This is a genomic window from Enterobacter sp. SORGH_AS_0287 (assembly GCF_031453695.1).
In the GTDB taxonomy this organism is placed as follows: domain Bacteria; phylum Pseudomonadota; class Gammaproteobacteria; order Enterobacterales; family Enterobacteriaceae; genus Enterobacter; species Enterobacter ludwigii.
Genome location: NZ_JAVIZW010000001.1, coordinates 1,764,695 through 1,786,528 on the forward strand (window position 1 = coordinate 1,764,695; position 21,834 = coordinate 1,786,528).

23 protein-coding genes, 2 tRNA genes, 2 other RNA genes and 1 pseudogene are annotated in these 21,834 nt (G+C 52.4%); 14 read left to right on the top strand and 14 right to left on the bottom strand.

What is annotated here, in order from left to right:
- The first annotated feature begins 82 nt into the window (after window positions 1–82).
- The 3 genes from QE396_RS08440 (at window position 83) to QE396_RS08450 (ending at window position 2,838) form a co-directional block, all read left to right on the top strand.
- Window positions 83–1,009 (top strand): Kdo(2)-lipid IV(A) acyltransferase, encoded by a 927-nt coding sequence (locus QE396_RS08440; RefSeq protein WP_014169534.1) that lies wholly within the window; start codon window positions 83–85, stop codon window positions 1,007–1,009.
- Between the two features lie 141 nt (window positions 1,010–1,150).
- Entirely contained in the window at window positions 1,151–2,380 is a 1,230-nt protein-coding gene (mdtG, locus tag QE396_RS08445; RefSeq protein ID WP_032681267.1) for a multidrug efflux MFS transporter MdtG, read from the top strand.
- 83 nt (window positions 2,381–2,463) lie between these two features.
- Window positions 2,464–2,838, top strand: a complete 375-nt coding sequence (locus QE396_RS08450; protein ID WP_020884694.1) for a MysB family protein — start codon at window positions 2,464–2,466, stop codon at window positions 2,836–2,838.
- A gap of 6 nt (window positions 2,839–2,844) precedes the next feature.
- On the opposite strand, the gene QE396_RS08455 is transcribed toward QE396_RS08450, so the two are convergent.
- The 3 genes from QE396_RS08455 to mdoG form a co-directional block, all read right to left on the bottom strand.
- Window positions 2,845–3,072, bottom strand: a complete 228-nt coding sequence (locus QE396_RS08455) for a YceK/YidQ family lipoprotein (protein ID WP_020884695.1) — start codon at window positions 3,070–3,072, stop codon at window positions 2,845–2,847.
- An 80-nt stretch (window positions 3,073–3,152) separates the two neighbouring features.
- Window positions 3,153–5,681, bottom strand: coding sequence for a glucans biosynthesis glucosyltransferase MdoH (gene mdoH, locus QE396_RS08460; protein WP_020884696.1), 2,529 nt, complete (start codon window positions 5,679–5,681; stop codon window positions 3,153–3,155).
- Window positions 5,674–7,227: a glucans biosynthesis protein MdoG gene (gene mdoG / locus QE396_RS08465; protein ID WP_025204472.1), complete on the bottom strand. Its 1,554-nt coding sequence runs from the start codon at window positions 7,225–7,227 to the stop codon at window positions 5,674–5,676. The genes mdoH and mdoG overlap by 8 nt, the downstream gene beginning before the upstream one ends.
- Window positions 7,228–7,482: 255 nt before the next feature.
- Between mdoG and mdoC the strand changes: the two are divergent.
- Window positions 7,483–8,623, top strand: a pseudogene (gene mdoC, locus QE396_RS08470) (glucans biosynthesis protein MdoC).
- 34 nt (window positions 8,624–8,657) lie between these two features.
- Here the strand turns inward: mdoC and ymdB are convergent.
- The 5 genes from ymdB to csgB form a co-directional block, all read right to left on the bottom strand.
- The gene (gene ymdB, locus QE396_RS08475) at window positions 8,658–9,200 is read right to left on the bottom strand and encodes an O-acetyl-ADP-ribose deacetylase (protein WP_014169527.1); all 543 of its coding nucleotides are present in this window, start codon (window positions 9,198–9,200) and stop codon (window positions 8,658–8,660) included.
- Window positions 9,201–9,306: 106 nt separating this feature from the next.
- Complete coding sequence (locus QE396_RS08480; protein ID WP_014169526.1) at window positions 9,307–9,627, bottom strand: hypothetical protein; 321 nt, start codon at window positions 9,625–9,627, stop codon at window positions 9,307–9,309.
- 159 nt (window positions 9,628–9,786) lie between these two features.
- Window positions 9,787–10,119 carry a curli assembly chaperone CsgC gene (gene csgC, locus QE396_RS08485; RefSeq protein ID WP_020884697.1) on the bottom strand — a complete coding sequence of 111 codons (333 nt, stop codon included), beginning with the start codon at window positions 10,117–10,119 and terminating at the stop codon, window positions 9,787–9,789.
- A 59-nt stretch (window positions 10,120–10,178) separates the two neighbouring features.
- The gene (gene csgA / locus QE396_RS08490) at window positions 10,179–10,634 is read right to left on the bottom strand and encodes a curli major subunit CsgA (RefSeq protein WP_014169524.1); all 456 of its coding nucleotides are present in this window, start codon (window positions 10,632–10,634) and stop codon (window positions 10,179–10,181) included.
- A 41-nt stretch (window positions 10,635–10,675) separates the two neighbouring features.
- A complete protein-coding gene (gene csgB / locus QE396_RS08495) occupies window positions 10,676–11,131 on the bottom strand; it encodes a curli minor subunit CsgB (protein WP_020884698.1) in 456 nt (151 codons plus the stop codon).
- Between the two features lie 766 nt (window positions 11,132–11,897).
- Here csgB and csgD point away from each other — a divergent pair.
- From csgD to csgG, 4 genes are read left to right on the top strand one after another with little or no spacing between them, the layout of a single operon-like run.
- On the top strand, window positions 11,898–12,548 hold the full coding sequence (gene csgD / locus QE396_RS08500; protein ID WP_020884699.1) for a biofilm master transcriptional regulator CsgD: 651 nt from the start codon (window positions 11,898–11,900) through the stop codon (window positions 12,546–12,548).
- A gap of 4 nt (window positions 12,549–12,552) precedes the next feature.
- Window positions 12,553–12,942 (top strand): curli production assembly/transport protein CsgE, encoded by a 390-nt coding sequence (csgE, locus tag QE396_RS08505; protein ID WP_020884700.1) that lies wholly within the window; start codon window positions 12,553–12,555, stop codon window positions 12,940–12,942.
- A 23-nt stretch (window positions 12,943–12,965) separates the two neighbouring features.
- A complete protein-coding gene (gene csgF / locus QE396_RS08510) occupies window positions 12,966–13,379 on the top strand; it encodes a curli production assembly/transport protein CsgF (RefSeq protein ID WP_020884701.1) in 414 nt (137 codons plus the stop codon).
- A gap of 26 nt (window positions 13,380–13,405) precedes the next feature.
- A complete protein-coding gene (gene csgG, locus QE396_RS08515; protein ID WP_014169519.1) occupies window positions 13,406–14,239 on the top strand; it encodes a curli production assembly/transport protein CsgG in 834 nt (277 codons plus the stop codon).
- Between the two features lie 43 nt (window positions 14,240–14,282).
- On the opposite strand, the gene QE396_RS08520 is transcribed toward csgG, so the two are convergent.
- The 4 genes from QE396_RS08520 to ghrA all read right to left on the bottom strand — a co-directional run bounded on the left by QE396_RS08520 (window position 14,283) and on the right by ghrA (window position 17,197).
- Window positions 14,283–14,765 carry a DUF1097 domain-containing protein gene (locus QE396_RS08520; protein ID WP_072126370.1) on the bottom strand — a complete coding sequence of 161 codons (483 nt, stop codon included), beginning with the start codon at window positions 14,763–14,765 and terminating at the stop codon, window positions 14,283–14,285.
- A 96-nt stretch (window positions 14,766–14,861) separates the two neighbouring features.
- Complete coding sequence (locus tag QE396_RS08525; RefSeq protein WP_020884703.1) at window positions 14,862–15,416, bottom strand: molecular chaperone; 555 nt, start codon at window positions 15,414–15,416, stop codon at window positions 14,862–14,864.
- A 20-nt stretch (window positions 15,417–15,436) separates the two neighbouring features.
- Window positions 15,437–16,174 (bottom strand): phosphatase, encoded by a 738-nt coding sequence (locus QE396_RS08530; protein WP_014169516.1) that lies wholly within the window; start codon window positions 16,172–16,174, stop codon window positions 15,437–15,439.
- Between the two features lie 84 nt (window positions 16,175–16,258).
- Window positions 16,259–17,197: a glyoxylate/hydroxypyruvate reductase GhrA gene (gene ghrA / locus QE396_RS08535; protein ID WP_020884704.1), complete on the bottom strand. Its 939-nt coding sequence runs from the start codon at window positions 17,195–17,197 to the stop codon at window positions 16,259–16,261.
- 232 nt (window positions 17,198–17,429) lie between these two features.
- On the opposite strand from ghrA, the gene QE396_RS08540 reads away from it, so the two are divergent.
- A tRNA-Ser gene (locus QE396_RS08540) sits at window positions 17,430–17,517 on the top strand.
- 93 nt (window positions 17,518–17,610) lie between these two features.
- On the opposite strand, the gene QE396_RS08545 is transcribed toward QE396_RS08540, so the two are convergent.
- Window positions 17,611–18,516 carry a LysR family transcriptional regulator gene (locus QE396_RS08545; RefSeq protein WP_020884705.1) on the bottom strand — a complete coding sequence of 302 codons (906 nt, stop codon included), beginning with the start codon at window positions 18,514–18,516 and terminating at the stop codon, window positions 17,611–17,613.
- Window positions 18,517–18,625: 109 nt separating this feature from the next.
- Between QE396_RS08545 and QE396_RS08550 the strand changes: the two genes are divergently transcribed.
- The 5 genes from QE396_RS08550 (at window position 18,626) to QE396_RS08570 (ending at window position 20,784) form a co-directional block, all read left to right on the top strand.
- A complete protein-coding gene (locus QE396_RS08550; RefSeq protein ID WP_020884706.1) occupies window positions 18,626–19,486 on the top strand; it encodes a pirin family protein in 861 nt (286 codons plus the stop codon).
- A gap of 20 nt (window positions 19,487–19,506) precedes the next feature.
- Window positions 19,507–20,184: an isochorismatase family protein gene (locus QE396_RS08555; RefSeq protein WP_020884707.1), complete on the top strand. Its 678-nt coding sequence runs from the start codon at window positions 19,507–19,509 to the stop codon at window positions 20,182–20,184.
- 147 nt (window positions 20,185–20,331) lie between these two features.
- Window positions 20,332–20,419, top strand: a tRNA-Ser gene (locus QE396_RS08560).
- Window positions 20,420–20,463: 44 nt separating this feature from the next.
- Window positions 20,464–20,601, top strand: a non-coding RNA gene (locus tag QE396_RS08565) — RtT sRNA.
- A 45-nt stretch (window positions 20,602–20,646) separates the two neighbouring features.
- A non-coding RNA gene (locus QE396_RS08570) (RtT sRNA) lies at window positions 20,647–20,784 on the top strand.
- Between the two features lie 116 nt (window positions 20,785–20,900).
- On the opposite strand, the gene phoH is transcribed toward QE396_RS08570, so the two are convergent.
- Window positions 20,901–21,689, bottom strand: coding sequence for a phosphate starvation-inducible protein PhoH (phoH, locus tag QE396_RS08575; protein WP_024908976.1), 789 nt, complete (start codon window positions 21,687–21,689; stop codon window positions 20,901–20,903).
- Window positions 21,690–21,834 lie beyond the last annotated feature (145 nt).

The following is a 21,834-nucleotide window of genomic DNA, read 5'->3' on the forward strand; positions in this document are numbered from 1 at the left end:
ACACGTTTCGAAGACAGACATTTTGGCTACGCCTCAAAAAATGAGACAATAGCTAAACAGGACGTTAGAACACAGGAAAGACATGACCCAGTTACCGAAATTTACTGTCGCCCTTTTGCATCCCCGCTATTGGTTGACCTGGCTTGGCATTGGTTTTTTATGGCTGATGGTCCAACTCCCTTACCCTGTGATTTTCCGTGTGGGCAAATGTGTGGGCCGTATTGGTCAAAAATTCATGAAACGCCGCGCCAGGATTGCCTACCGCAACCTTGAGCTGTGCTTCCCGCAGATGAGCGAGGCGGAACGTCATGAGATGGTTACCAGGAATTTCGAATCCGTTGGCATGGGGCTGATGGAAACCGGTATGGCATGGTTCTGGCCAGACAAACGGATGGCCCGCTGGAGTGAAGTCACCGGGACAGGTATGGAGCCTGTGCATACGCTTCAGGCCAATAAGACAGGCGTACTGCTGATTGGAGTGCATTTTCTGACGCTGGAGATCGGTGCGCGTATGTTTGGCATGCAGGCACCCGGTATTGGTGTTTATCGCCCTAACGATAACCCGGTGATCGATTTAATCCAGACCAATGGTCGTATGCGCTCCAACAAAAGTATGATCGACCGTAAAGACCTGAAGGGGATGATCCGCGCGCTGAAATCAGGTGAAGTGATCTGGTATGCCCCTGACCACGATTATGGCCCACAATCCAGCGTATTTGTCCCGTTCTTCGCCGTTGAAGAGGCGGCCACAACCACCGGTACCTGGATGCTGGCGAAAATGTCCAAAGCCGCAATCGTCCCGTTTGTCCCGCGTCGCAAGCCGGATGGCTCAGGCTACGAGTTAATGATGCTCGAGCCGGAACTCGCACCGCCGCTGGACGATGCGGAAACGACCGCTCGCTGGATGAACAGAGTGGTTGAGAAATGCATCATGCTCGCGCCGGAGCAGTATATGTGGCTCCATCGTCGCTTCAAAACACGGCCAGAGGGTATGCCGTCGCGCTATTAATTTTCCGTGCGGCCATCAGGGCCGCACGCTCATTTAGCTTTAAAAGCTCCTCCACATTGCAGCGATCATAACCCAGGCGCATACTTAGCAGGCTTATTACTTCAGGCCTATGGTGCTCTGCACCTCATTATGCGGATTGTTATGTCACCCTCAGATGCCCCCATAAACTGGAAGCGTAACCTCACGGTTGCGTGGCTTGGCTGTTTTCTCACCGGTGCGGCGTTTAGCCTGGTGATGCCCTTCCTGCCGCTTTACGTTGAACAACTTGGCGTCACCGGTCACAGTGCGCTCAATATGTGGTCTGGTCTGGTCTTCAGTATCACCTTTCTCTTTTCCGCGATTGCTTCGCCCTTCTGGGGTGGCCTTGCCGATCGCAAAGGACGAAAGATCATGCTGCTGCGTTCGGCACTGGGGATGGCCATCATCATGGCGCTGATGGGCCTTGCGCAGAACGTCTGGCAATTTCTGATTTTGCGCGCGTTACTGGGTCTGCTGGGGGGCTTTATTCCTAACGCAAATGCGCTCATTGCCACCCAAATTCCGCGACACAAAAGCGGCTGGGCGCTCGGCACGCTCTCCACCGGAGGCGTGAGCGGCGCATTGCTGGGACCGCTGGCAGGCGGGCTGCTGGCGGATAACTACGGCCTGCGTCCGGTCTTTTTCATTACTGCCAGCGTCCTTTTTCTCTGCTTTATCGTCACGCTGCTCTGTATCCGTGAACGTTTCACCCCGGTCCCCCGAAAAGAGATGCTCCACGCACGGGATGTGCTGACCTCGCTTAAAAATCCCAGGCTGGTGCTAAGCCTGTTCGTCACGACCCTGATTATTCAGGTAGCAACCGGGTCGATTGCCCCTATTCTGACGCTCTACGTTCGCGATCTGGCCGGTGACGTCAGTAATATTGCGTTTATCAGCGGGCTTATCGCGTCGGTACCCGGCGTGGCAGCGCTGCTCAGCGCCCCGAGGCTGGGAAAACTGGGGGACCGCGTGGGCCCGGAAAAAATCCTGATATGCGCCCTGGTGATTTCCGTTCTGCTCCTTATTCCGATGTCAATGGTACAAGCACCGTGGCAGCTTGGCCTGCTGCGTTTCTTACTGGGAGCGGCAGACGGCGCGTTACTGCCTGCGGTTCAGACCCTGCTGGTTTACAACTCAACGAACCAGATAGCCGGCCGCATTTTTAGCTATAACCAGTCATTTCGCGATATCGGCAACGTCACCGGACCGCTTGTCGGAGCCGGGATTTCCGCCAGTTTTGGTTTCCGCGCCGTGTTTATCGTCACCGCGGGCGTGGTGCTGTTTAATGCGATTTATTCGTGGTTCAGTTTATCGAGGGCTTTACGACCGGTCGTTAATAAGACGAACGCGTGACAGCTTATTTTTGCATTCATACTTGCAGAACCCGATATTCAGCTATTCTTTCCCTGAAACCTTCAGGAAACAGGGAGACACCAATGACCATGTACGCCACACTGGAAGAAGCTATTGATGCCGCTCGTGAAGAGTTCCTCGCCGATAATCCCGGCGTTGAGGAAGAAAATGCTGACGTGCAACAACTTAATATCCAGAAATACGTTCTGCAGGACGGGGATATTATGTGGCAGGCCGAATTCTTTGCTGATGATGGCGAGGAAGGAGAATGTTTGCCGGTCCTGAGCGGAGAAGGTGCGCAGGCCGTCTTTGATGGCGACTATGACGAAATCGAACTACGGCAGGAATGGCTTGAAGAAAACACCCTGCACGAGTGGGATGAGGGCGAATTTCAGCTCGAGCCGCCGCTGGATACGGAAGAAGGACAGACCGCAGCCGATGAGTGGGATGAGCGTTAATTTCCCCTATTCATAAGGGCCGTGCTGAGCGTCGATCGGCAGCAATAGCGTATCGAATACCAGTGAAAACGGTAAATCGAGCACGGTGAGATAGCGCCACGCTGAGTCACGTACATCCCATTTTACCCCGGGGTAGTACTGATTACCGTGGCCTTGCCCTGGAATGGTGCGGCTGATGATGCTGCCACAGCCGCTGAGTAAACACGCCATCATCACGGCGAGGATTATTTTCATCAATGACCTCTAAAAAAATACCGGCTTTTCAGCCGGTATTTTATTTGCCGGGTAGCGTAACGCCGCCGGGCACAGAAGGCTTACTTCGCCTTCAGCGCGAGTGGATTAATTTTAATCTCTTTATAGTGGCTGACCCACGAAGAGTATTTTTCCGGCGCTGACCACACACGGTAGTGAAGGCGTGCCATCGTAACCGGATCGCTCAACAGCACCAGACGACGGTCGCGGTTGAGTTTTTCCGGCGTATCGTTCAGCGCCTGCTCAACGTGACGATCGCGGGCAATCTCCAGTACCTGGCTTGCACGGTGACGCGCTGTCGCCATGGCCGTCGCCAGAGCGTTAAATGACGGGTTAAACACCGCGTGCATAAAACCATCTTCCAGCGAGCGTTTGCGGTTCTGCTCCAGATACGTGTCGGTATCCACCAGCACCTGTGGCGGCGAATACTCTTCCGGGATCAGGAACAGTTTCCAGCGTTTGGTACGCAGCCCCACCGTTGAACGGCTCGAAATCACTGACACAAACGGTGACAGGATCAGCGAGAAGACAATCGGCGCCAGCCAGAACAGGAAGCGCAGATCCAGCCAGGCCATACCTGCCGCCCATACCAGACCCAGCAGCAGCTGCGAGCCATGACGCATGAAGGCTTCCCCCCACGGCGTGGAGTCATCATCACGCTGCGGTGAATTCCAGACCACTTCCCAGCCGAGGAACGCGCTGACCACAAACACGGTATGGAACAGCATACGCACCGGCGCCAGCAGCACGGAGAACAGCACTTCCAGCAGAAGCGAGAGCGTCACGCGGCAGAAACCACCGTACTCTTTCGAGCCTTTGCACCAGATCAGAATGATACTGAGCAGTTTAGGCAGGAACAGCAGCACCATAGTGGAGGCAAACAGCGCTATCGCCAGCTCCGGACGCCACTGCGGCCACACCGGGAACAGCTGGCGCGGTTGCAGGAAGTATTGCGGTTCCGTCAGAGCATGCACCACCTGTAGCGCAGTAGAGAGCGCAAGGAACATAAACCACAGCGGTGCGGAGAGATAAGACATTACGCCAGTCAGGAACACAGCACGGTGAACCGGGTGCATCCCTTTTACGAGGAACAGGCGGAAGTTCATCAGGTTACCGTGACACCAGCGGCGGTCACGCTTGAGCTCATCCAGCAGGTTCGGCGGCAGCTCTTCGTAAGATCCCGGCAGGTCGTAGGCGATCCAGACGCCCCAGCCAGCACGACGCATCAACGCCGCTTCCACGAAGTCGTGCGACAGAATAGACCCTGCAAACGAACCTTCACCCGGCAGCGGAGCCAGCGCACAGTGCTCAATGAACGGCTTCACGCGGATAATGGCGTTGTGACCCCAGTAGTGAGACTCACCCAGTTGCCAGAAGTGCAGACCAGCGGTAAAGAGCGGCCCGTAGACGCGGGTTGCAAACTGCTGGCAGCGCGCATAAAGCGTGTCCATACCGGACGCTTTTGGCGAAGACTGGATGATCCCCGCGTTCGGGTTGGCTTCCATCAGACGCACCAGACCGCTCAGGCAGTCGCCGCTCATTACGGAGTCAGCATCCAGCACGACCATGTAGCTGTACTGATTCCCCCAGCGACGGCAGAAGTCATCGATGTTTCCGCTTTTACGCTTCACGCGACGACGACGACGGCGGTAGAAGATCTGGCCTTCACCCTGTACTTCCGCGATCAGTTCCATCCAGGCTTTTTGCTCGGCAACGCAAATGTCCGGGTTGTAGCTGTCACTCAGGATATAGACGTCAAAATGCGCCGCGTTACCGGTTGCCTTTACGGATTCCCAGGTCGCACGCAGACCCGCAAATACGCGGTCAACGTCTTCGTTACAGATAGGCATGATCAGCGCCGTACGGTGCTCAGGATTAAGGGGTTCATCCCCGACCGTTGAGGCTGAAATGCTGTATTTGTCCCGCCCCATCAGCAGCTGCAGGAAGCCCATCAGCGCGGTCCAGAAACCGGCTGACACCCAGCAGAAGAGAACGGCAAACAGCAGAAGAATGCCGCTCTGCAGGATATACGGCAGCAGCTGCATGAAGGAGACCCAGATATCCTGGCCCATCATGTCTGCAGGGTTGATAAGCGCCCAGCCCTGGTAAGGCAGAATGGTTTTCATGTACCAGGTAGCGACCACGGTCTGCGCCAGCGTCAGTAACAGCAAAATGTAACGACGAATGGTCCCCACGGTCCGCCATTTCTGTTCGGAGGCCTGCTCTTCTTTCGTCAGGCGCGACAGATAGCGCGGCGTAACATCACGCCCACGCAGGCGATCCCAGAAGCGGCCAACCGGGTTGGTGCGCCACGGGTCAGGGAACATCGAGGAACGCGTGGCTTTCGGCATTGCCTGAAGCTGATCGCGTCCTTCGTCGTCTTTAATCAACTGCCCTTCTGCCAGCGAGTCTGGCCATGCCTGCGCCAGACGCGCCTTTACTGACCCCAGCGGCGTATCATCGTCACGGGAAAACGGACGATGTTCGCCATCCAGCGCGGTATGCACCGCGCGGATGTCGCTTTTAGGCAGCGCCGCTTTTTCAATGTCCGTCAGCGGCATGGCATCAATATATTCAGATGTATTATTCATTGGCAGGTAGCTGATAGCTCCAGGTTTCACTCAGCGGCTGATCGTTACTGACCAGCGCAGCACGCATTTCAGTGGTCTGTTTCGGATCTTTCACTTTCACGCGCAGCGTCAGACGCCAGCCTTTCGTTACCGGGTTATAGCGTACGGTGTTCTCAACGATTTCACCGTTATCACCGATGCTGGCCTGAGCCGCAACGGCAGTATCCGGGGACAGTTTTTTCATATCCTGGCCCGCGAAGTCCACAACAAAGGCCACGGTGCCATCAGGCTGACGAATCAGGTTAGACTGCTTCACATCACCCGTAGAACGGCGAGTCTGCATGACGTACGCGTTATCCGGCGCATGCAGTTTGTCTTCGTCGCGGCTAAAGGTAATGGTGTATTTGAAGTTCATCTCTTTACCGGCTTCCGGCAGCTGATCCGGCGTCCAGTAAGCAACGATGTTATCGTTGGTTTCGTCATTGGTTGGAATTTCAACCAGCTCAACCTTACCTTTACCCCAGTCACCTTTCGGCGTGACCCAGGCGCTTGGGCGCAGGTCATAGCGGTCATCCAGATCTTCAAATCGGGAGAACTGACGGCCACGCTGCAGGAGGCCGAAACCTTGCGGGTTTTCCATCGCAAAACTGCTAACAGCCAGATGTTTCGGGTTATTCAGCGGACGCCAGATCCACTCACCATTACCTGCATGAATAGAAAGACCGTTGGAATCGTGCAGTTCCGGGCGGAAGTTCGTCGCCGGTGACGGCTGATTCGGCCCAAACAGGAACATACTGGTCAGCGGTGCAACGCCCAGTTTGCCGACTTTATCGCGCAGGTAAACTTTGGACTGCACGTCAACGACCGTGTCACGGCCAGGCATAATCACAAAGCGATAAGCACCGGTCGCACGCGGGGAATCCAGCAGTGCATAAATAGTCAGGCGTTTGTCGGTTGGTTTTGGACGTTCAATCCAGAACTCGCGGAAACGCGGGAACTCTTCACCTGATGGCAGCGCGGTATCAATGGCGAGGCCACGCGCAGAAAGCCCGTACACCTGCCCTGCCCCGATCACGCGGAAGTAGCTGGCACCGAGCATGCTGACGATTTCGTCGTTTTTATCTTTGCTGTTGATCGGATAAAGCACCTTGAAGCCAGCGAAGCCCAGGTCTTTAACCGTATCTTTATCGTGCTGAACATTGCCAAAATTGAAGTAATCCGGGCTGTACTTGATTTTACGTACCGCGGTCGCCGTCACTTCATTAATGGCAACAGGCGTGTCGAAGTACATTCCCTGATGATAAAACTCAAGCTTGAACGGGGTTTTAATGTTGTTCCAGTACGCTTTGTCATGGTTGAACTGGATCTGCTGATAGTCCGCATACTTCATGTCGCGGAAAACGGAGGGCAAGTTACTTTTTGGCGCTTCGTAGCTCTTGCCTGCCATCGATTTTGCCTGTTTTGCGACATCGTCGATGTTAAAGGCCAGTGCCGATGAGGTATACAGAGATAACACCACTGCAGCACCCAACCAACGCATTTTCATCATCTGTGGTTTATGTTTCATAATAAGTAAGCACTTCCCCCTTTGTGTGCTTATATCGATCCGATCCATTTTAATGGAAACTCAGGCAATCCGACAACATTATCACTGCTTTGTTCAGCTCGCTGGCTCATGGATTAAGCAAATGAAAGAACCCGCTTTTCACTTTGCGTGCTTATCCTGGAGACAGGGTGTCGGTCTTGGTGTAGGGTTGGCTTCGAATGTAACCATTATGAGTCTTAGGGATAAGGCGAAAAGTCTGAGAATGCACAAAGTTATATGAGCTCAACACCTGTAGAACGTGAATATTTCCTCGACTCGATCCGGGCATGGTTGATGCTGTTGGGGATCCCCTTTCACATTTCACTGATTTACTCCAGCCACACCTGGCATGTGAATAGCCAGATGCCTTCCTGGTGGCTCACGCTGTTTAATGACTTTATCCATGCCTTTCGTATGCAGGTGTTTTTTGTCATATCTCGGCTATTTCTCCTACATGCTGTTCTTACGCTACCCGGTAAAACGCTGGTGGAAAGTGCGCGTGGAGCGTGTGGGCATTCCGATGTTGACCGCCATTCCCCTGCTGACGTTGCCGCAGTTTATTATGTTGCAGTACGTCAAAGGCAAAGCGGAGAACTGGCCAAATCTGACGCTGTATGAAAAGTACAATACCCTGGTCTGGGAACTGGTGTCTCACCTGTGGTTCCTGCTGGTCCTGGTGGTGCTCACCACGGTCAGCCTGGTCATTTTCAGCCGCCTGCGCCATCGCCTGAGTACCCAGGCCGATACCTTCTTCGCCAATATTACGCTGGGTAAACTGTCTCTGCTCTTTTTGCTGCTGGGTATCGCCTATGCGGCCGTGAGACGCACGCTATTTATCGTGTATCCGCCGATACTGAGTGACGGGCTGTTCAATTTCGTCGTGATGCAGTCGCTGTTTTACATCCCCTTCTTTTTAGCCGGTGCGCTGGCATTTATTCATCCCAAACTTAAATCGCTGTTTACCACCCCGTCGCCATGGTGCGCCCTGGGTGCCGCTATCGCGTTTGCGGCCTATCTGTTAAATCAGCGCTATGGCAGCGGCGATGGCTGGATGTATGAAACAGAAAGCGTGATCACCATGCTGCTGGGTCTGTGGATGGTGAATGTGGTCTTCGCGCTGGGACACCGCTTGCTGAACTTTAAGTCCAGCCGCGTGACCTACTTCGTCAATGCTTCACTGTTTATTTACCTGGTGCACCACCCGCTGACGCTGTTCTTCGGCGCTTATATCACGCCACATATTGCGTCCAACACGCTGGGTTTCTTTACCGGACTGGTCTTTGTGATTGGGATTGCCATCGTGCTCTATGAAATCCATCTGCGGATCCCGCTCCTGCGTTTCCTCTTTTCAGGAAAACCACAGGCTAAAGCCTCATAAACAAACGCGGCGCACTCAGTGCGCCGCGTTTGTTTTAGCTCTCTACGTCCTGTCCACGCTGCGTGAGCAGCCGCTGATAAAGGTGTGTGGTTTCTTCGTCGAAACAGACAAAAATCACCTTCTCAGGCATCGGCTTGAGGGAGAGGTATCGGTAAACGGTCTCTACCGCGATCGTGGCAGCGGCAGGTTTTGGATATCCATATACCCCAGTGCTGATAGCCGGAAAAGCCATCGTCTTATAGCCGTTATCCGCTGCCAGGCGCAGGCAGTTGCGGTACGCCTCCTCCAGAATACTCGCCTCATGCCGATCGCCGCCATGCCATACAGGCCCCACAGCGTGAATCACCGCTTTGGCAGGAAGATCTCCCGCGAGGGTAATCACCGCATGACCCGGAGGACATTCACCCTGCTGCTGACGCACAGCTTTACAGGCCTCAAGGAGCTGCGGTCCTGCAGCCCGGTGGATTGCGCCGTCAACACCGCCCCCGCCCATCAGTGATGGATTGGCCGCATTAACGATCACGTCGACGTGCATCGTCGTAATATCGCCATGAATGACTTCAATTTGCGGTTTCATACGTACCCTCTGCTACCCGCCTTTTTCTTAAGTGTATCGCAGAGGAGGTATGGATAAAAAACTATCGGGGAAAAACCTCTTCCGCCGGGGAGCGGAAGAGCGAGAATTAACGATACTGAATTTGAACAACCGCGAGCGTTTTTTCGGGATTAAGGTACTTCATGCTGAGAGTTGCGAGGCTGGAATCGTTGACCTGACCGTTAAGTACATCTTCATAGCTGACCCTGCGCGTTTGCATCCGATTATTATCCGGGCATGTCATTGCAAACGCGTCATGATGCGGTGTGACCACGCAGGGGTCTGCGACAATAGCGCCGCGAAAATGAATCACACCACCGTCGACAATCGTGGCTGAAAAAGCGGGGGTAATAAATGCAGAGAGGATCAAACCTAAACCATAAACCCGTCGGGCTAAATATTTGGTCACTATATGTACTCCTCAATGAAAGTCGTCCTTGAGGGGTAAACGCGCTCCGTTAGGGCAAACAAAGCATCACGTTATGGAACAGCACTTCACAGCTCCTGATAACAGCATAGCTCAACCGCGCACGCCCGCCATATCCACAACGTCTTGATTTCATAATCATTAGAGCGCACTTCCCGCCGGGGACCATTGCTGTGATAAATGAAGCGATTTCCCGTCAGAGACGGTGACAGTAATGTTCACCTTGTCTCCGGAATCTATATTTAAACTCAGTCGCATTAAATCAATCGTCTGATTAGCGGGAATAAAAAGTGTGTTTTGTTGCCGTGAAGAACTTTGCCCCCCCTGCCCCTGTAGCAAAGAGACAATCTGCACCTGACATTCACACGGTTCCGTCAGAATAACCTGCGGAATAATGGTGGTCATATTTCCCTGTTGCGATGTTTTAAACGTGATCTGACTGGAAAGCGCCGCGAGGAGAATTAAGGTATTCATGATGAACTCCCGAAAAAAAACAGGGCAAATGCCCTGTTTTTTGTAGCACAGACTGGAAATTAATACTGATGTGCAGTCGCGTGGTTGCCAAAACCAACCTGCTGAACAGTCACAGTGGATCCGGATGCGGTTTGATCAACAGCAGCACCGTTGCCACCACCGTACTGGCTAACGTTCATCACCGAGTGGTTACCATTCCACTGGTCAAGCGTTGCGCTGTTACCGAAACCATTCTGAGTCAGACTAATTGAGCTGTCATCAGAGCCCTGGCCAACGTCAGCACCGTTACCGCCGCCACTCTGATTAATGGTCAGTGTGGAATTTCTCGCACTGGTTTGCAAAGCGAGAGCCGAGTTACCGCCACCGTACTGGTAAATGCTCAGCGTTGAATTTGGACCACTGTCATGACCACCGTGGCCATGCCCGTTACCCCAACCGCCTTGATTAATACTACCGGCCATAGCACTACCAGAAACTACGATTGCTGCAATTGCTGCCACTTTGATAAATTTCATGGTAAACCCCCATCGGATTGATTAAAGTCGCCGCTAAATAACTAACGCTGAATAACGCGAATCGCCATTTGCGACTGTCTCTGCACTACAACTGCGGTTTTCTGCGTACCGTACTGCGTAATATTTGCTCTATTACCCGACCCTTTTTGGATAATTTTCGCACTATTACCATATCCATCTTGCGTAATACCTGCATCATTCGCGCTACCGCTCTGATCGATCCAGGCAATATTATAAGTCCCTGATTGATCAACTCTCGCTCTGTTGCCTGCTCCATCCTGAGAAACAATGGACAATAATTTTGACCCGTCCTGGCGAACCTGAGCATCATTTAACATGCCCTGCTGACCAATAATGGCTGCCTGATTTAATGATGAACGACTTAATTCATTAACCGTGAAGTTATATTCAGCGTTAGCCAAATCTGAATCAGCCGCGATTACAAATCCAGGCGCACCCAGTAATGTAAACATCATAAATAACGATGTATTTTTCATGTTGTCACCCTGGACCTGGCTATTTGATAACGCCATAACCTTGTTACTGTGACTTCGTGTTAGAACGACTCGTAATTTGTTAACGCGTCGTTACGGTGATGAGTATGTCTGCCGAAACATTTTAAATATCTCACCCGCGTGGCTTATTTTTATTTATCACGTCACCTCAAAGTAGTAATTCCATGCAAAAAAACGTTATAGATCGGGGTTCTTATTTTTCTATTAAGCCTTTCTTAATAATCGATTGTGCAGCGGGACGAGAGGGGTAAAGCCCTCATGCAACGGACGCTAAACGAAACGCCAGGAGGACATTTTACACAACACGTGACACGAGACCTGTTTTCTTAAGACGCAGCATCGTTCATTCCAGGACTTAGAAAATCTCTGTGACTCATACCTCTTTACGGGAAGAAATAAATAATTAATATTCATAAAAATCAAACAATTATAAATATTTGTATGATTTTTAAAATCTGTGCAGGGTTATTTACATGTACAACTTTCTTATCATTCCACAACATTTAAAAGAGTCCATTTTCACAAATTAATATTGATTTTTACATCCTGTTACACGTTTAACACTTGCTTTAAAGTTAGTAATAGCTAGATTGAAATCAGATGTACGAAATTTGTTTTATATTTACCTCCTGCTGGAGGTTATGGTTTTTTTCTTCACACAGCAGTGCAACATCTGTCAGTACTTCTGGGGTCCTCTTTTTTATCTGGAGGACCGCTGTCAGGTGTCATAAAAAAGTGGGGTTTCATCATGTATAATGAAGTCCAAAGTTTACATGGTCATACGTTACTGTTGATCACAAAACCTTCGTTGCAAGCGACCGCTTTATTACAACATTTAAAGCAATCGCTGTCTCTGCACGGGAAATTACATAATATTCAACGTTCTTTTGATGATATTGCACCTGGCAGTATCATTCTGATTGATATGATGGAAGCGGATAAAAAGCTTATCCATTACTGGCAAGATAATTTAAGCAGGAAAAACAATAATATCCGCGTGTTATTATTGAATACCCCTGATGAGTATCCCTTCAGAGATATTGAAAGCTGGCCGCATATCAATGGTGTGTTCTATATCACGGAAGAAGAAGATCGGCTGGTCGAAGGTCTGCAGGGTATATTGCGTGGCGAGTGTTATTTTTCGCAAAAACTTGCCAGCTACCTCATCACGCACTCCGGAAATTACCGCTATAACAGTTCAGAGTCAGCGCTGCTAACGCACCGTGAGAAAGAGATCCTGAACAAATTGCGCATTGGTGCTTCAAATATTGAAATCGCCCGTTCGTTATTTATCAGCGAAAATACGGTAAAGACGCACCTTTATAATCTTTTCAAGAAGATAGCTGTTAAGAACCGAACTCAGGCTGTTTCATGGGCAAACGATAACCTCAGGCGTTAATCAAATGAAACGCACGTTGAGTTGGATCGCCGCAGCGAGTTTCATGCTCGCTGCCGGGAACGTACGGGCCGTCGAGGTCGAAGTTCCCGGATTGTTAACAGACCACACTGTCTCCTCGGTCGGGCACAATTTTTATCGTGCATTCAGTGACAAATGGGACAGTACATTTACTGGAAATATAACAATCAACGAGCGGCCCAGTGCACGATGGGGAAGTTGGATAACAATAACGGCTAATCAGGACGTTATTTATCAAACATTTTTATTCCCCACGAAAATAGACTTCGATAAAAACGTAGCCTTAGCACTGGCTCAATCAGAAGATGCTATTAATCGCCTGCAAATTGATAAAGCGCTATTAAGCACCAGCGATTTAGCAAAAGACGAATTCTAGCGAACCTATATCCGGAGGCTGTCATGCGTATTGCATATGCAGTTGTTTCGATAATGCTAATAACCCCTATAAGCTGGGCCGGAAATATGACGTTCCAGTTCCGTAACCCTAACTTTGGCGGTAATCCCAATAATGGGGCGTTTCTGTTGAACGAAGCCCAGGCGCAAAACTCCTATAAGGATCCCAGCTTTAAGGATTTTAGCGTCGATACCCCATCGGCACTGGACAACTTCACGCAGGCTATCCAGTCGCAGATTTTGGGAGGGTTGCTGACCAACATTAATACCGGCAAACCCGGCCGAATGGTGACCAACGACTTCATTGTCGACATCGCCAACAAGGACGGACAACTCCAGTTGAACGTTACCGATCGAAAAACCGGGAAAACCTCCACCATTCAGGTTTCCGGTCTACAAAGTGATTCAACGAACTTTTAAACAACAACGAAATAAGGACAACGATCATGCAGCGCTTCCTGATATTTGTTGCAGTGTGCTTATTGAGCGGTTGTTTAACTGCTCCACCTAAAGAAGCTGCAAAACCAACATTAATGCCTCGGGCTCAAAGCTATCGTGATTTAACACATTTACCTGCGCCGACCGGTAAAATATTTGTCTCGGTTTACAACATTCAGGATGAAACGGGACAATTTAAACCTTATCCGGCAAGTAACTTCTCTACGGCAGTGCCACAGAGCGCCACCGCCATGCTGGTGACCGCCCTGAAAGATTCGCACTGGTTTATTCCTCTGGAACGTCAGGGTCTGCAGAACCTGTTAAATGAACGGAAAATTATTCGCGCTGCGCAGGAAAATGGCACCGTTGCGAATAATAACCGCATGCCGCTGGAATCACTGGCTGCGGCGAACGTCATGATCGAGGGATCGATTATCGGTTATGAAAGCAACGTTAAATCGGGTGGTGTGGGCGCGCGTTACTTTGGTATCGGTGCTGATACGCAATATCAGCTCGACCAAATCGCCGTAAACCTGCGTGTCGTCAACGTCAGCACGGGCGAAGTGCTCTCTTCGGTAACGACCAGCAAAACCATTCTTTCTTATGAAGTGCAGGCCGGGGTTTTCCGCTTCATCGATTACCAGCGTTTGCTGGAGGGTGAAATCGGGTATACCTCTAACGAACCGGTCATGATGTGTCTGATGTCAGCCATAGAAACCGGGGTAATCTTCCTGATTAATGATGGTATCGATCGTGGATTGTGGGACCTGCAGAACAAAGCAGAGGCGCAAAACCCGATACTGGTTAAATACCGCGATATGTCAGTGCCTCCGGAATCCTGACAGGAAGCGCATAAAAAAGGCGAGATCATCATCTCGCCTTTTTTTATTCGCTTACCGCAGTGATGTTTTGCGTTTTATCCCGTCTGGCGGCCAGCCAGAGGCCGCTGTTCTTCATGGCATAGCCAAACACCAACCCCAGCATTAGCGAGGGAAGCACCAGCGCCCAGTCCCCCTGCCCTGCAAACGTCGCGCATGCGCCCATAAAGGTACCGGGTACAAACGACAGCAGCATATGCTTTGCCTGGATACACATCAAAAACGCGACTACGCCGGTCATGATATAGCCCAGCATCTCCAGATGCGGGGCCAGCGCGCTGCCCTTCATAATCACGAGTGCCCAGATAACACCGCTCATCAGGGTACAGCCAGAGATGAAAAGCCCTTTTACGCCGCCCTGCGGGCAGGCAAAGTAGGCCGTACAGCCCAGAAACCCGGCCCAGCTGAGCAACCCGAGAGAGACCGCCACCCATCCCCATAGTCCGGAGAGAATGCCTGTCGTTAATGCGATACAAAGTAAAATGTTCATGGTGCGCATCTTAGCAGAAGCGCACCATGGAAATGAGATCAGATGCACATTCCGTGCAAGATGAAATGTATGGTTGCAGAATTTATGTGAACTAAATCACTCTTCATCCTCTTCTTCCAGCTCATCCCACATTGCCGCAATGGCGTCGCGGGTCAGCGGAGCCAGCGTTCTCCAGAACGGCGAGGTCGCATGTGCTTCAACTTTGCCGAGGAAAGTACCGCACCACGGCAGCAGATACGCTTCGAAGAGCGTTTCGATAGCCTCGTTCTCATCATCAGCGGCGTGATCTTCAATCCAGGATGCAGCCAGCAGCAACGTTCCGATATGGTCCGCAGGGGTATCCGTCAGCGGCATTCCGCGTTCAGAGAGAAACGCGCGCACTTCCGCTTCCGTCGCCCCTTCCTGCCAGGCTGAACGGTACGGCGAAACGCGGCATTCGTCGCCAATAAACAGTGCGTTGTAATCCGTTGAAATCTGCTGCATATCGCAACTTTTTTGCAGACGCTCCAGCAACTCATCCTGTTCCAGCGGCCAGTTTTGCGCCAGTTTCCCTTCACGAATCAGGGTAAAGAGTGGAACCAGCAGCGGGTCTTGCGGCTGACGATAGAACAGCGTACCCAGCACGCGGCAAAGGATGGAAAACTCATTCATTTTTTTATTCCATTACACAATTAAAGATCGGCAAATTCATCAATCGGATCCATTCCACGTGACTCGAGGAAATCAAGCATGCGGCGTGGGGTAACGTTAAGGATCCTGTCTTCCGGGAAATCCACGTCATTCAGTATTTTCAGGCATTCACTAAAATCACCCAGCGTAAACGCGGTATGGGAATCGGAACCCAGCGCCACCATGCCGCCGGCATCCCGTACTGCAGCTGCCACGGCGCGACAGTTTGCTTCACTGCCCTTACGCGAGTGAACAAAAGAAGAGTTATTGATCTCCAGCGCCACGCGGTGTTTCGCTGCCGCCTGGGCAACAGCCTCGATATCAATCGGGTATTTAGGATTACCCGGATGAGAAATAATGTGCACGTTGCCGCTGGCTATAGCAGCAATCATCGCTCGGGTGTTCGTCTCTTTATCCTGCGGCGCGAAAACCGGCTCGTGGAAACCGGCAAGGATCAGATCCAGAGAGGTCAGCATCGGTCCGGTGCAGTCGATTTCACCGTCTGTATTTTTAATGTTTGCCTCGATACCGCGCAGTATCCCAATACCGTCCACCAGACGTGGCCAGATCCGCATATTCACAAAATGCCAGTAGTGCGGCGCATCTGCCATGTCCGGGCCGTGATCGGTAATCGCAAAAAGCGTAATGCCCTTGCGTTTCGCTTGCGCGATATAATCATGGAGGTTGCTATACGCGTGGGTACTGGCGACGGTGTGCATATGCAGGTCAACGGGATACATCTTTCTCTCCTCTGCGGTTTTTCCAAAGGATAGCAGTTATCTGCAGCGAATATTAGCAAAAACCCGGCTAACGCCGGGTTTCACTCAGTAGCCGCGCTGTCTGTCGACCTGTCCGGTTACCGGATGGCCCTGCTCCATCTCACTGATGGTGTGGGTAATATAGGCCACAGCTTCCGCCGGACGCGTGACCGCTGCAATGTGCGGCGTCATCGCCACACGCGGATGTGCCCACAGCGGGCTTTCGGCCGGTAACGGCTCGCGGCTGTACACATCCAGCATCGCCCCTTTCAGTTTTCCGCTGTTCAGCGCCTGCAGCAGATCGGACTCAACAAGGTGTACCCCGCGCGCCAGGTTCATTACGTAACTCTGGTCAGCCAGTTGATTTAGCAGTGCACCATTGATAATCCCCACCGTTTCGGCCGTATTTGGCAGCAGGTTGATGAGCACGCGCGTACCGTTCAGGAACGCAGGAAGCTCATCAGCGCCGGCAAAACTTTCTACGCCCGGATAATCCTTGCGGCTACGGCTCCAGCAACGCAGTGGGAAGCCCCACGGAGCAAGTGCTTCAGCGACTTTTGAGCCGAGCACGCCAGCCCCGAGGATACCAATGGTAAAATCTTCGCGCTGATAATCCGGCAGCGGTTCCCAGTGGGATTGCTGTTTTAGTGCCTGATAGTCGTCGAAGCGGCGGAACCAGTGCAGCACCTGGCTGACGGCATACTCCTGCATTTGCTGGCCCATGCCGGTATCTTCCAGACGGAAAAGGGGGATCTCTTCCGGCAGCATTTCAGGGTGTGCTTTCAGTTTGCTCAGAATCGAATCCACGCCGGCGCCCAGCGCAAAAACGGCCTTCAGTTTACGGCCCTGGAGCATTTCTACCGGCGGATGCCAGACCAGCGCATAGTCAGCATGTTCGTTATCACCACGTTTCCACTCACGCACGCGCGCCCCGGGCAACGCCGCCGAAAGTGCCTTAATCCAGTAAGCAGTATCAAAAGTGGGGTGATAGAAGATTATATCCATAGTCATTCCTGCCTTTTATTGCGCTGTTTTGTGTTCATTTTCAACTGGATTGCCAGCATAACAAATTTTTACCGCCACCGCGTTGTTGATAAAAAAGGCGCTTTCAGCACATTTAAAAGCCATGTTGACTGAAGTTTGTCTAAATGCGCTGATTTACTGAAAAAGTGAGTTGACGCCAGTTCGGCTTTTCCTTACATTAGCGCCCGTCCCGGCAACAATGGGATGACAATATGGTGAGGTGTCCGAGTGGCTGAAGGAGCACGCCTGGAAAGTGTGTATACGGCAACGTATCGGGGGTTCGAATCCCCCCCTCACCGCCATATTTAAGATAAGAGCTCGTACGAAAGTACGGGCTTTTTTCTTTTATATTCTCCGCCAGTGCAGCATGCGCCCTGAGCCCCTCTCCCGAAAGATTAATCTTCCACCATCCGCGCATACTCTTCGGTAAGAAAATCCACCAGTGCCCTGACAGACGGGAGTAACCCGCGTCTTGAAGGATACACAGCATGAATCACCTCACGTCGTGGCTCCCAGGCATCCAGTACGCGAATGAGGTCCCCTGACGCAAGCTGATCTTTCACCATCAATATGGGCAACTGCACCACGCCGATACCCGCTATAGCCGCTTCACGCAGCGCCAGCATATCGGTAGTGATCAGGCGAGGATGGTAATGGATTTCCGCCTTCGCCCCTTCGGGTCCACTCAGTTCCCATTTATGGATGTGTTTACCCTCGTTCGTGCTTAATCCAGGCCAGGCACTGAGTTCAGAGGGCACCAACGGTTTACCCATCCGCTGTATCAACGCCGGTCCGGCGACCAGACAATGTCCCCGGTCAGCCAGTACCCTTAACACCAGATCGCTGTCATCGAACGGACGCGGGCGCACGCGAATCGCGACATCAATCCCCTCCCCCACCAGGTCTACCCGCCGGTTGGTTGCCTCAAGCTGCAGCGCGATCCCTGGATAGCGCGCCATAAATCTCGCCAGCATCGGGCCAACATGGACATGCAACAATGTTATCGGGCAGGTGATCCTGACAATACCGCGCGGCTCAGCCTGTAACGCGGCCACCGCCTCCTCAGCAGCTTCTGCTTCCACCATCATCGCTTTACAGTGCTGATAGAAGGTCTGGCCAACTTCTGTCACCGTAAACTGCCGCGTTGTGCGATGTATTAACCGCACGCCAAGCCGCTCTTCCAGCTGAGCTATCCGGCGGCTTAGCCGGGACTTCGGCAAATCGAGCACACGCCCCGCTGCAGCAAAACCACCGTAGTCGACCACCTTCACAAACCAGACGAAGTCATTGAGATCCTGCATAAATCCTCATCGTTCTATTTTCAGAACAGTGAATGCCATTTTCACTATCTACCGGGATATTAACGCTGAATATAAGCTAATTACATCAACAACGCTTCAGGAGTTCATCATGAAAAACGTAACAGGCGTGTATACCGCTCCCCGTCAACACTGGGTTGGTGATGGTTTCCCGGTACGTTCAATGTTTTCTTACCAGACGCACGGCGAGCCGCTCAGCCCGTTTTTACTGCTGGACTATGCCGGGCCATACACCTTCCCGGCGGATGGGGCAAAGCGCGGCGTCGGCGAGCATCCACACCGGGGTTTCGAAACGGTCACCCTCGTCTATTCCGGCGAAGTTGAACATCGCGATTCCACCGGCAGAGGCGGCGTAATAGGCCCCGGGGACGTGCAATGGATGACGGCGGGCGCTGGCATTTTGCACGAGGAGTTCCACTCCAGCGCGTTCGCGCAGAAAGGCGGTGAACTGAAAATGATGCAGCTGTGGGTCAACCTGCCTGCCAAAGACAAAATGGCGACGCCGGGCTACCAGAGCATCACTAAGGCGGATATCCCCGTGGTCACGCTGCCGGATAACAGCGGCTCGCTGCGGGTTATCGCAGGTCGCTACGAGGATGTTGCTGGCCCCGCGCACACCTTTTCGCCGCTAAACGTCTGGGACATCGCGCTCAATCAGGGTAGCCATCTCACGCTCAGTCAGCCGGAGGGCTGGAGCACGGCGCTGGTTGTGATGGAAGGCACCATTACGGTGAACGGAACAGCCCAGGCAGGCGAGGCACAGCTGGTTGTATTAAGCCAGCAAGGCGACACACTCCATCTGGAAGCGAGCCTCGATGCCAAAGTCCTGCTGATGGCCGGCGAACCGCTGAATGAACCCATCGTGGGCTATGGGCCGTTTGTGATGAACAGTAAAACCGAAATCGCGGAAGCCATTCGTGATTTCAACTCCGGCCGCTTCGGCCAGATCTGATGGTAATAAAGGAGAAGAAGATGTCTGCACCTGCAAATTTTAACGGCTCACGCCCGGTTATTGATGTAAACGATGCGGTGATGTTGCTTATCGATCACCAGAGCGGACTTTTCCAGACCGTGGGGGATATGCCAATGCCAGAGTTGCGCGCACGTGCTGCGGCGCTGGCAAAAATCGCTACCCTGGCGAAGATCCCGGTGATCACCACCGCTTCTGTTCCGCAGGGACCGAATGGCCCCCTTATCCCGGAGATCCACGCTAATGCGCCACATGCGCAATACGTTCCACGTAAAGGTGAGATCAACGCCTGGGATAACCCGGAGTTTGTGGCTGCGGTGAAAGCCACCGGGCGCAAAACGTTGATCATCGCCGGCACCATCACCAGCGTCTGCATGGCGTTTCCCTCTATTAGCGCAGTCGCGGAGGGTTATAAAGTGTTTGCGGTTATTGATGCCTCCGGCACCTACAGCAAAATGGCTCAGGAGATCACCCTGGCGCGCGTGGTCCAGGCCGGGGTGGTACCAATGGATACCGCGGCGGTTGCCTCTGAGATCCAGCGGACATGGAACCGGGAAGATGCAGCCGAGTGGGCTGAAGTGTATACCCATATCTTCCCTGCCTATCAGTTGCTGATCGAAAGCTATACCAGAGCACAAGAGGTGATCACAAACAGCGAAGTGCTCGATTCACAGCGTTAATCACCGGCTCCACGGTCAAAAAGACGTGGAGCTGATTATTGCTTAACCGAACAAGCACTAAAGCAGAAAATCTGCTTGACCGTTTTAGCGCAACTCCCTATAGTAGCGCCCCGTTGCCCCCCAAGCGGTCAGGCAGCAAAACAATATGGTGAGGTGTCCGAGTGGCTGAAGGAGCACGCCTGGAAAGTGTGTATACGGCAACGTATCGGGGGTTCGAATCCCCCCCTCACCGCCATATTTAAGATAAGAGCTCGTACGAAAGTACGGGCTTTTTTCTTTTATATTCCCTGGACAGGGGGGATGAGAATCCCCGACCGGGGTTCGACAACTGGCGACAGCCAGTTGGACAGACTGAGCGCGCAGCGAACAGGCTGCCCGCAGGGCGAGCGACGCGAGTCAATCCCCCCCTCACCGCCATATTCAAGATAAGAGCTCGTACGAAAGTACGGGCTTTTTTCTTTTATATCCCCCGGACAGGGGGGGATGAGAATCCCCGACCGGGGTTCGACAACTGGCGACAGCCAGTTGGACAGACTGAGCGCGCAGCGAACAGGCTGCCCGCAGGGCGAGCGAAGCGAGTCAATCCCCCCCTCACCGCCATATTCAAGATAAGAGCTCGTACGAAAGTACGGGCTTTTTTCTTTTATATTCCCCGGACAGGACGCCCGCACAAAAAACAAAGCCCGGTTTCCCGGGCCTTGAACACAACGGCTAACTCAATAGTACGCTTGCAACGTACGCTGGCAGAGCGCTGAACGCACGCAGTCTTCTTTCGTGAAGCGTACCACCCCAATCATCTCATCTTCCTCAAAACGTGACATGGCGTCGCTCAGTCCGGACTTCACGCCCGACGGCAGATCGCACTGGGTAATATCACCATTGACGATGACCGTCACGTTTTCCCCGAGGCGCGTTAAAAACATCTTCATTTGCGCTGCGGTCACGTTTTGAGCCTCGTCAAGAATGACGACCGCATTTTCAAATGTACGTCCGCGCATATAAGCGAACGGCGCGATTTCCACCTTGCCAATCTCTGGTCGCAGACAGTACTGCATAAAGGATGCTCCCAGACGTTTCACCAGCACGTCATAGACGGGCCTGAAGTAAGGGGCAAACTTCTCTGAAATATCTCCGGGCAAGAAGCCAAGATCTTCATCAGCCTGCAGTACCGGACGGGTGACAATAATTCTCTCCACGTCTTTATGGATCAGCGCCTCTGCCGCTTTGGCTGCACTGATCCACGTTTTCCCGCATCCGGCTTCACCGGTTGCAAAGATGAGCTGTTTACTCTCGATAGCATTCAGGTAGTGCGCCTGAGCCTCATTGCGCGCCACAATTGGAGAATTATCACGGCTGTCTCGGGCCATGCCAATTGCTTCTACGCCACTCATCTGCACAAGCGAGGTGACCGATTCTTCTTCACGCTGTTTATGACTACGTGAATCCCGTCTCAGCACACGTTTTGCTTCGCGACGAGCTTTGATCACTGCTTTTTGTCTTCCCATGGATAGCACCTTGAGTTGTTGGTATTCATCACACGTGCCAGTTTCAGCACGATTATGCGCACGAACATCAGAGGGTTGGCTTCCTTGTAAGCCATTGCTTGCTTTACCGGATGACGCAACAGAACGGCTACGCGCACCATTCTGC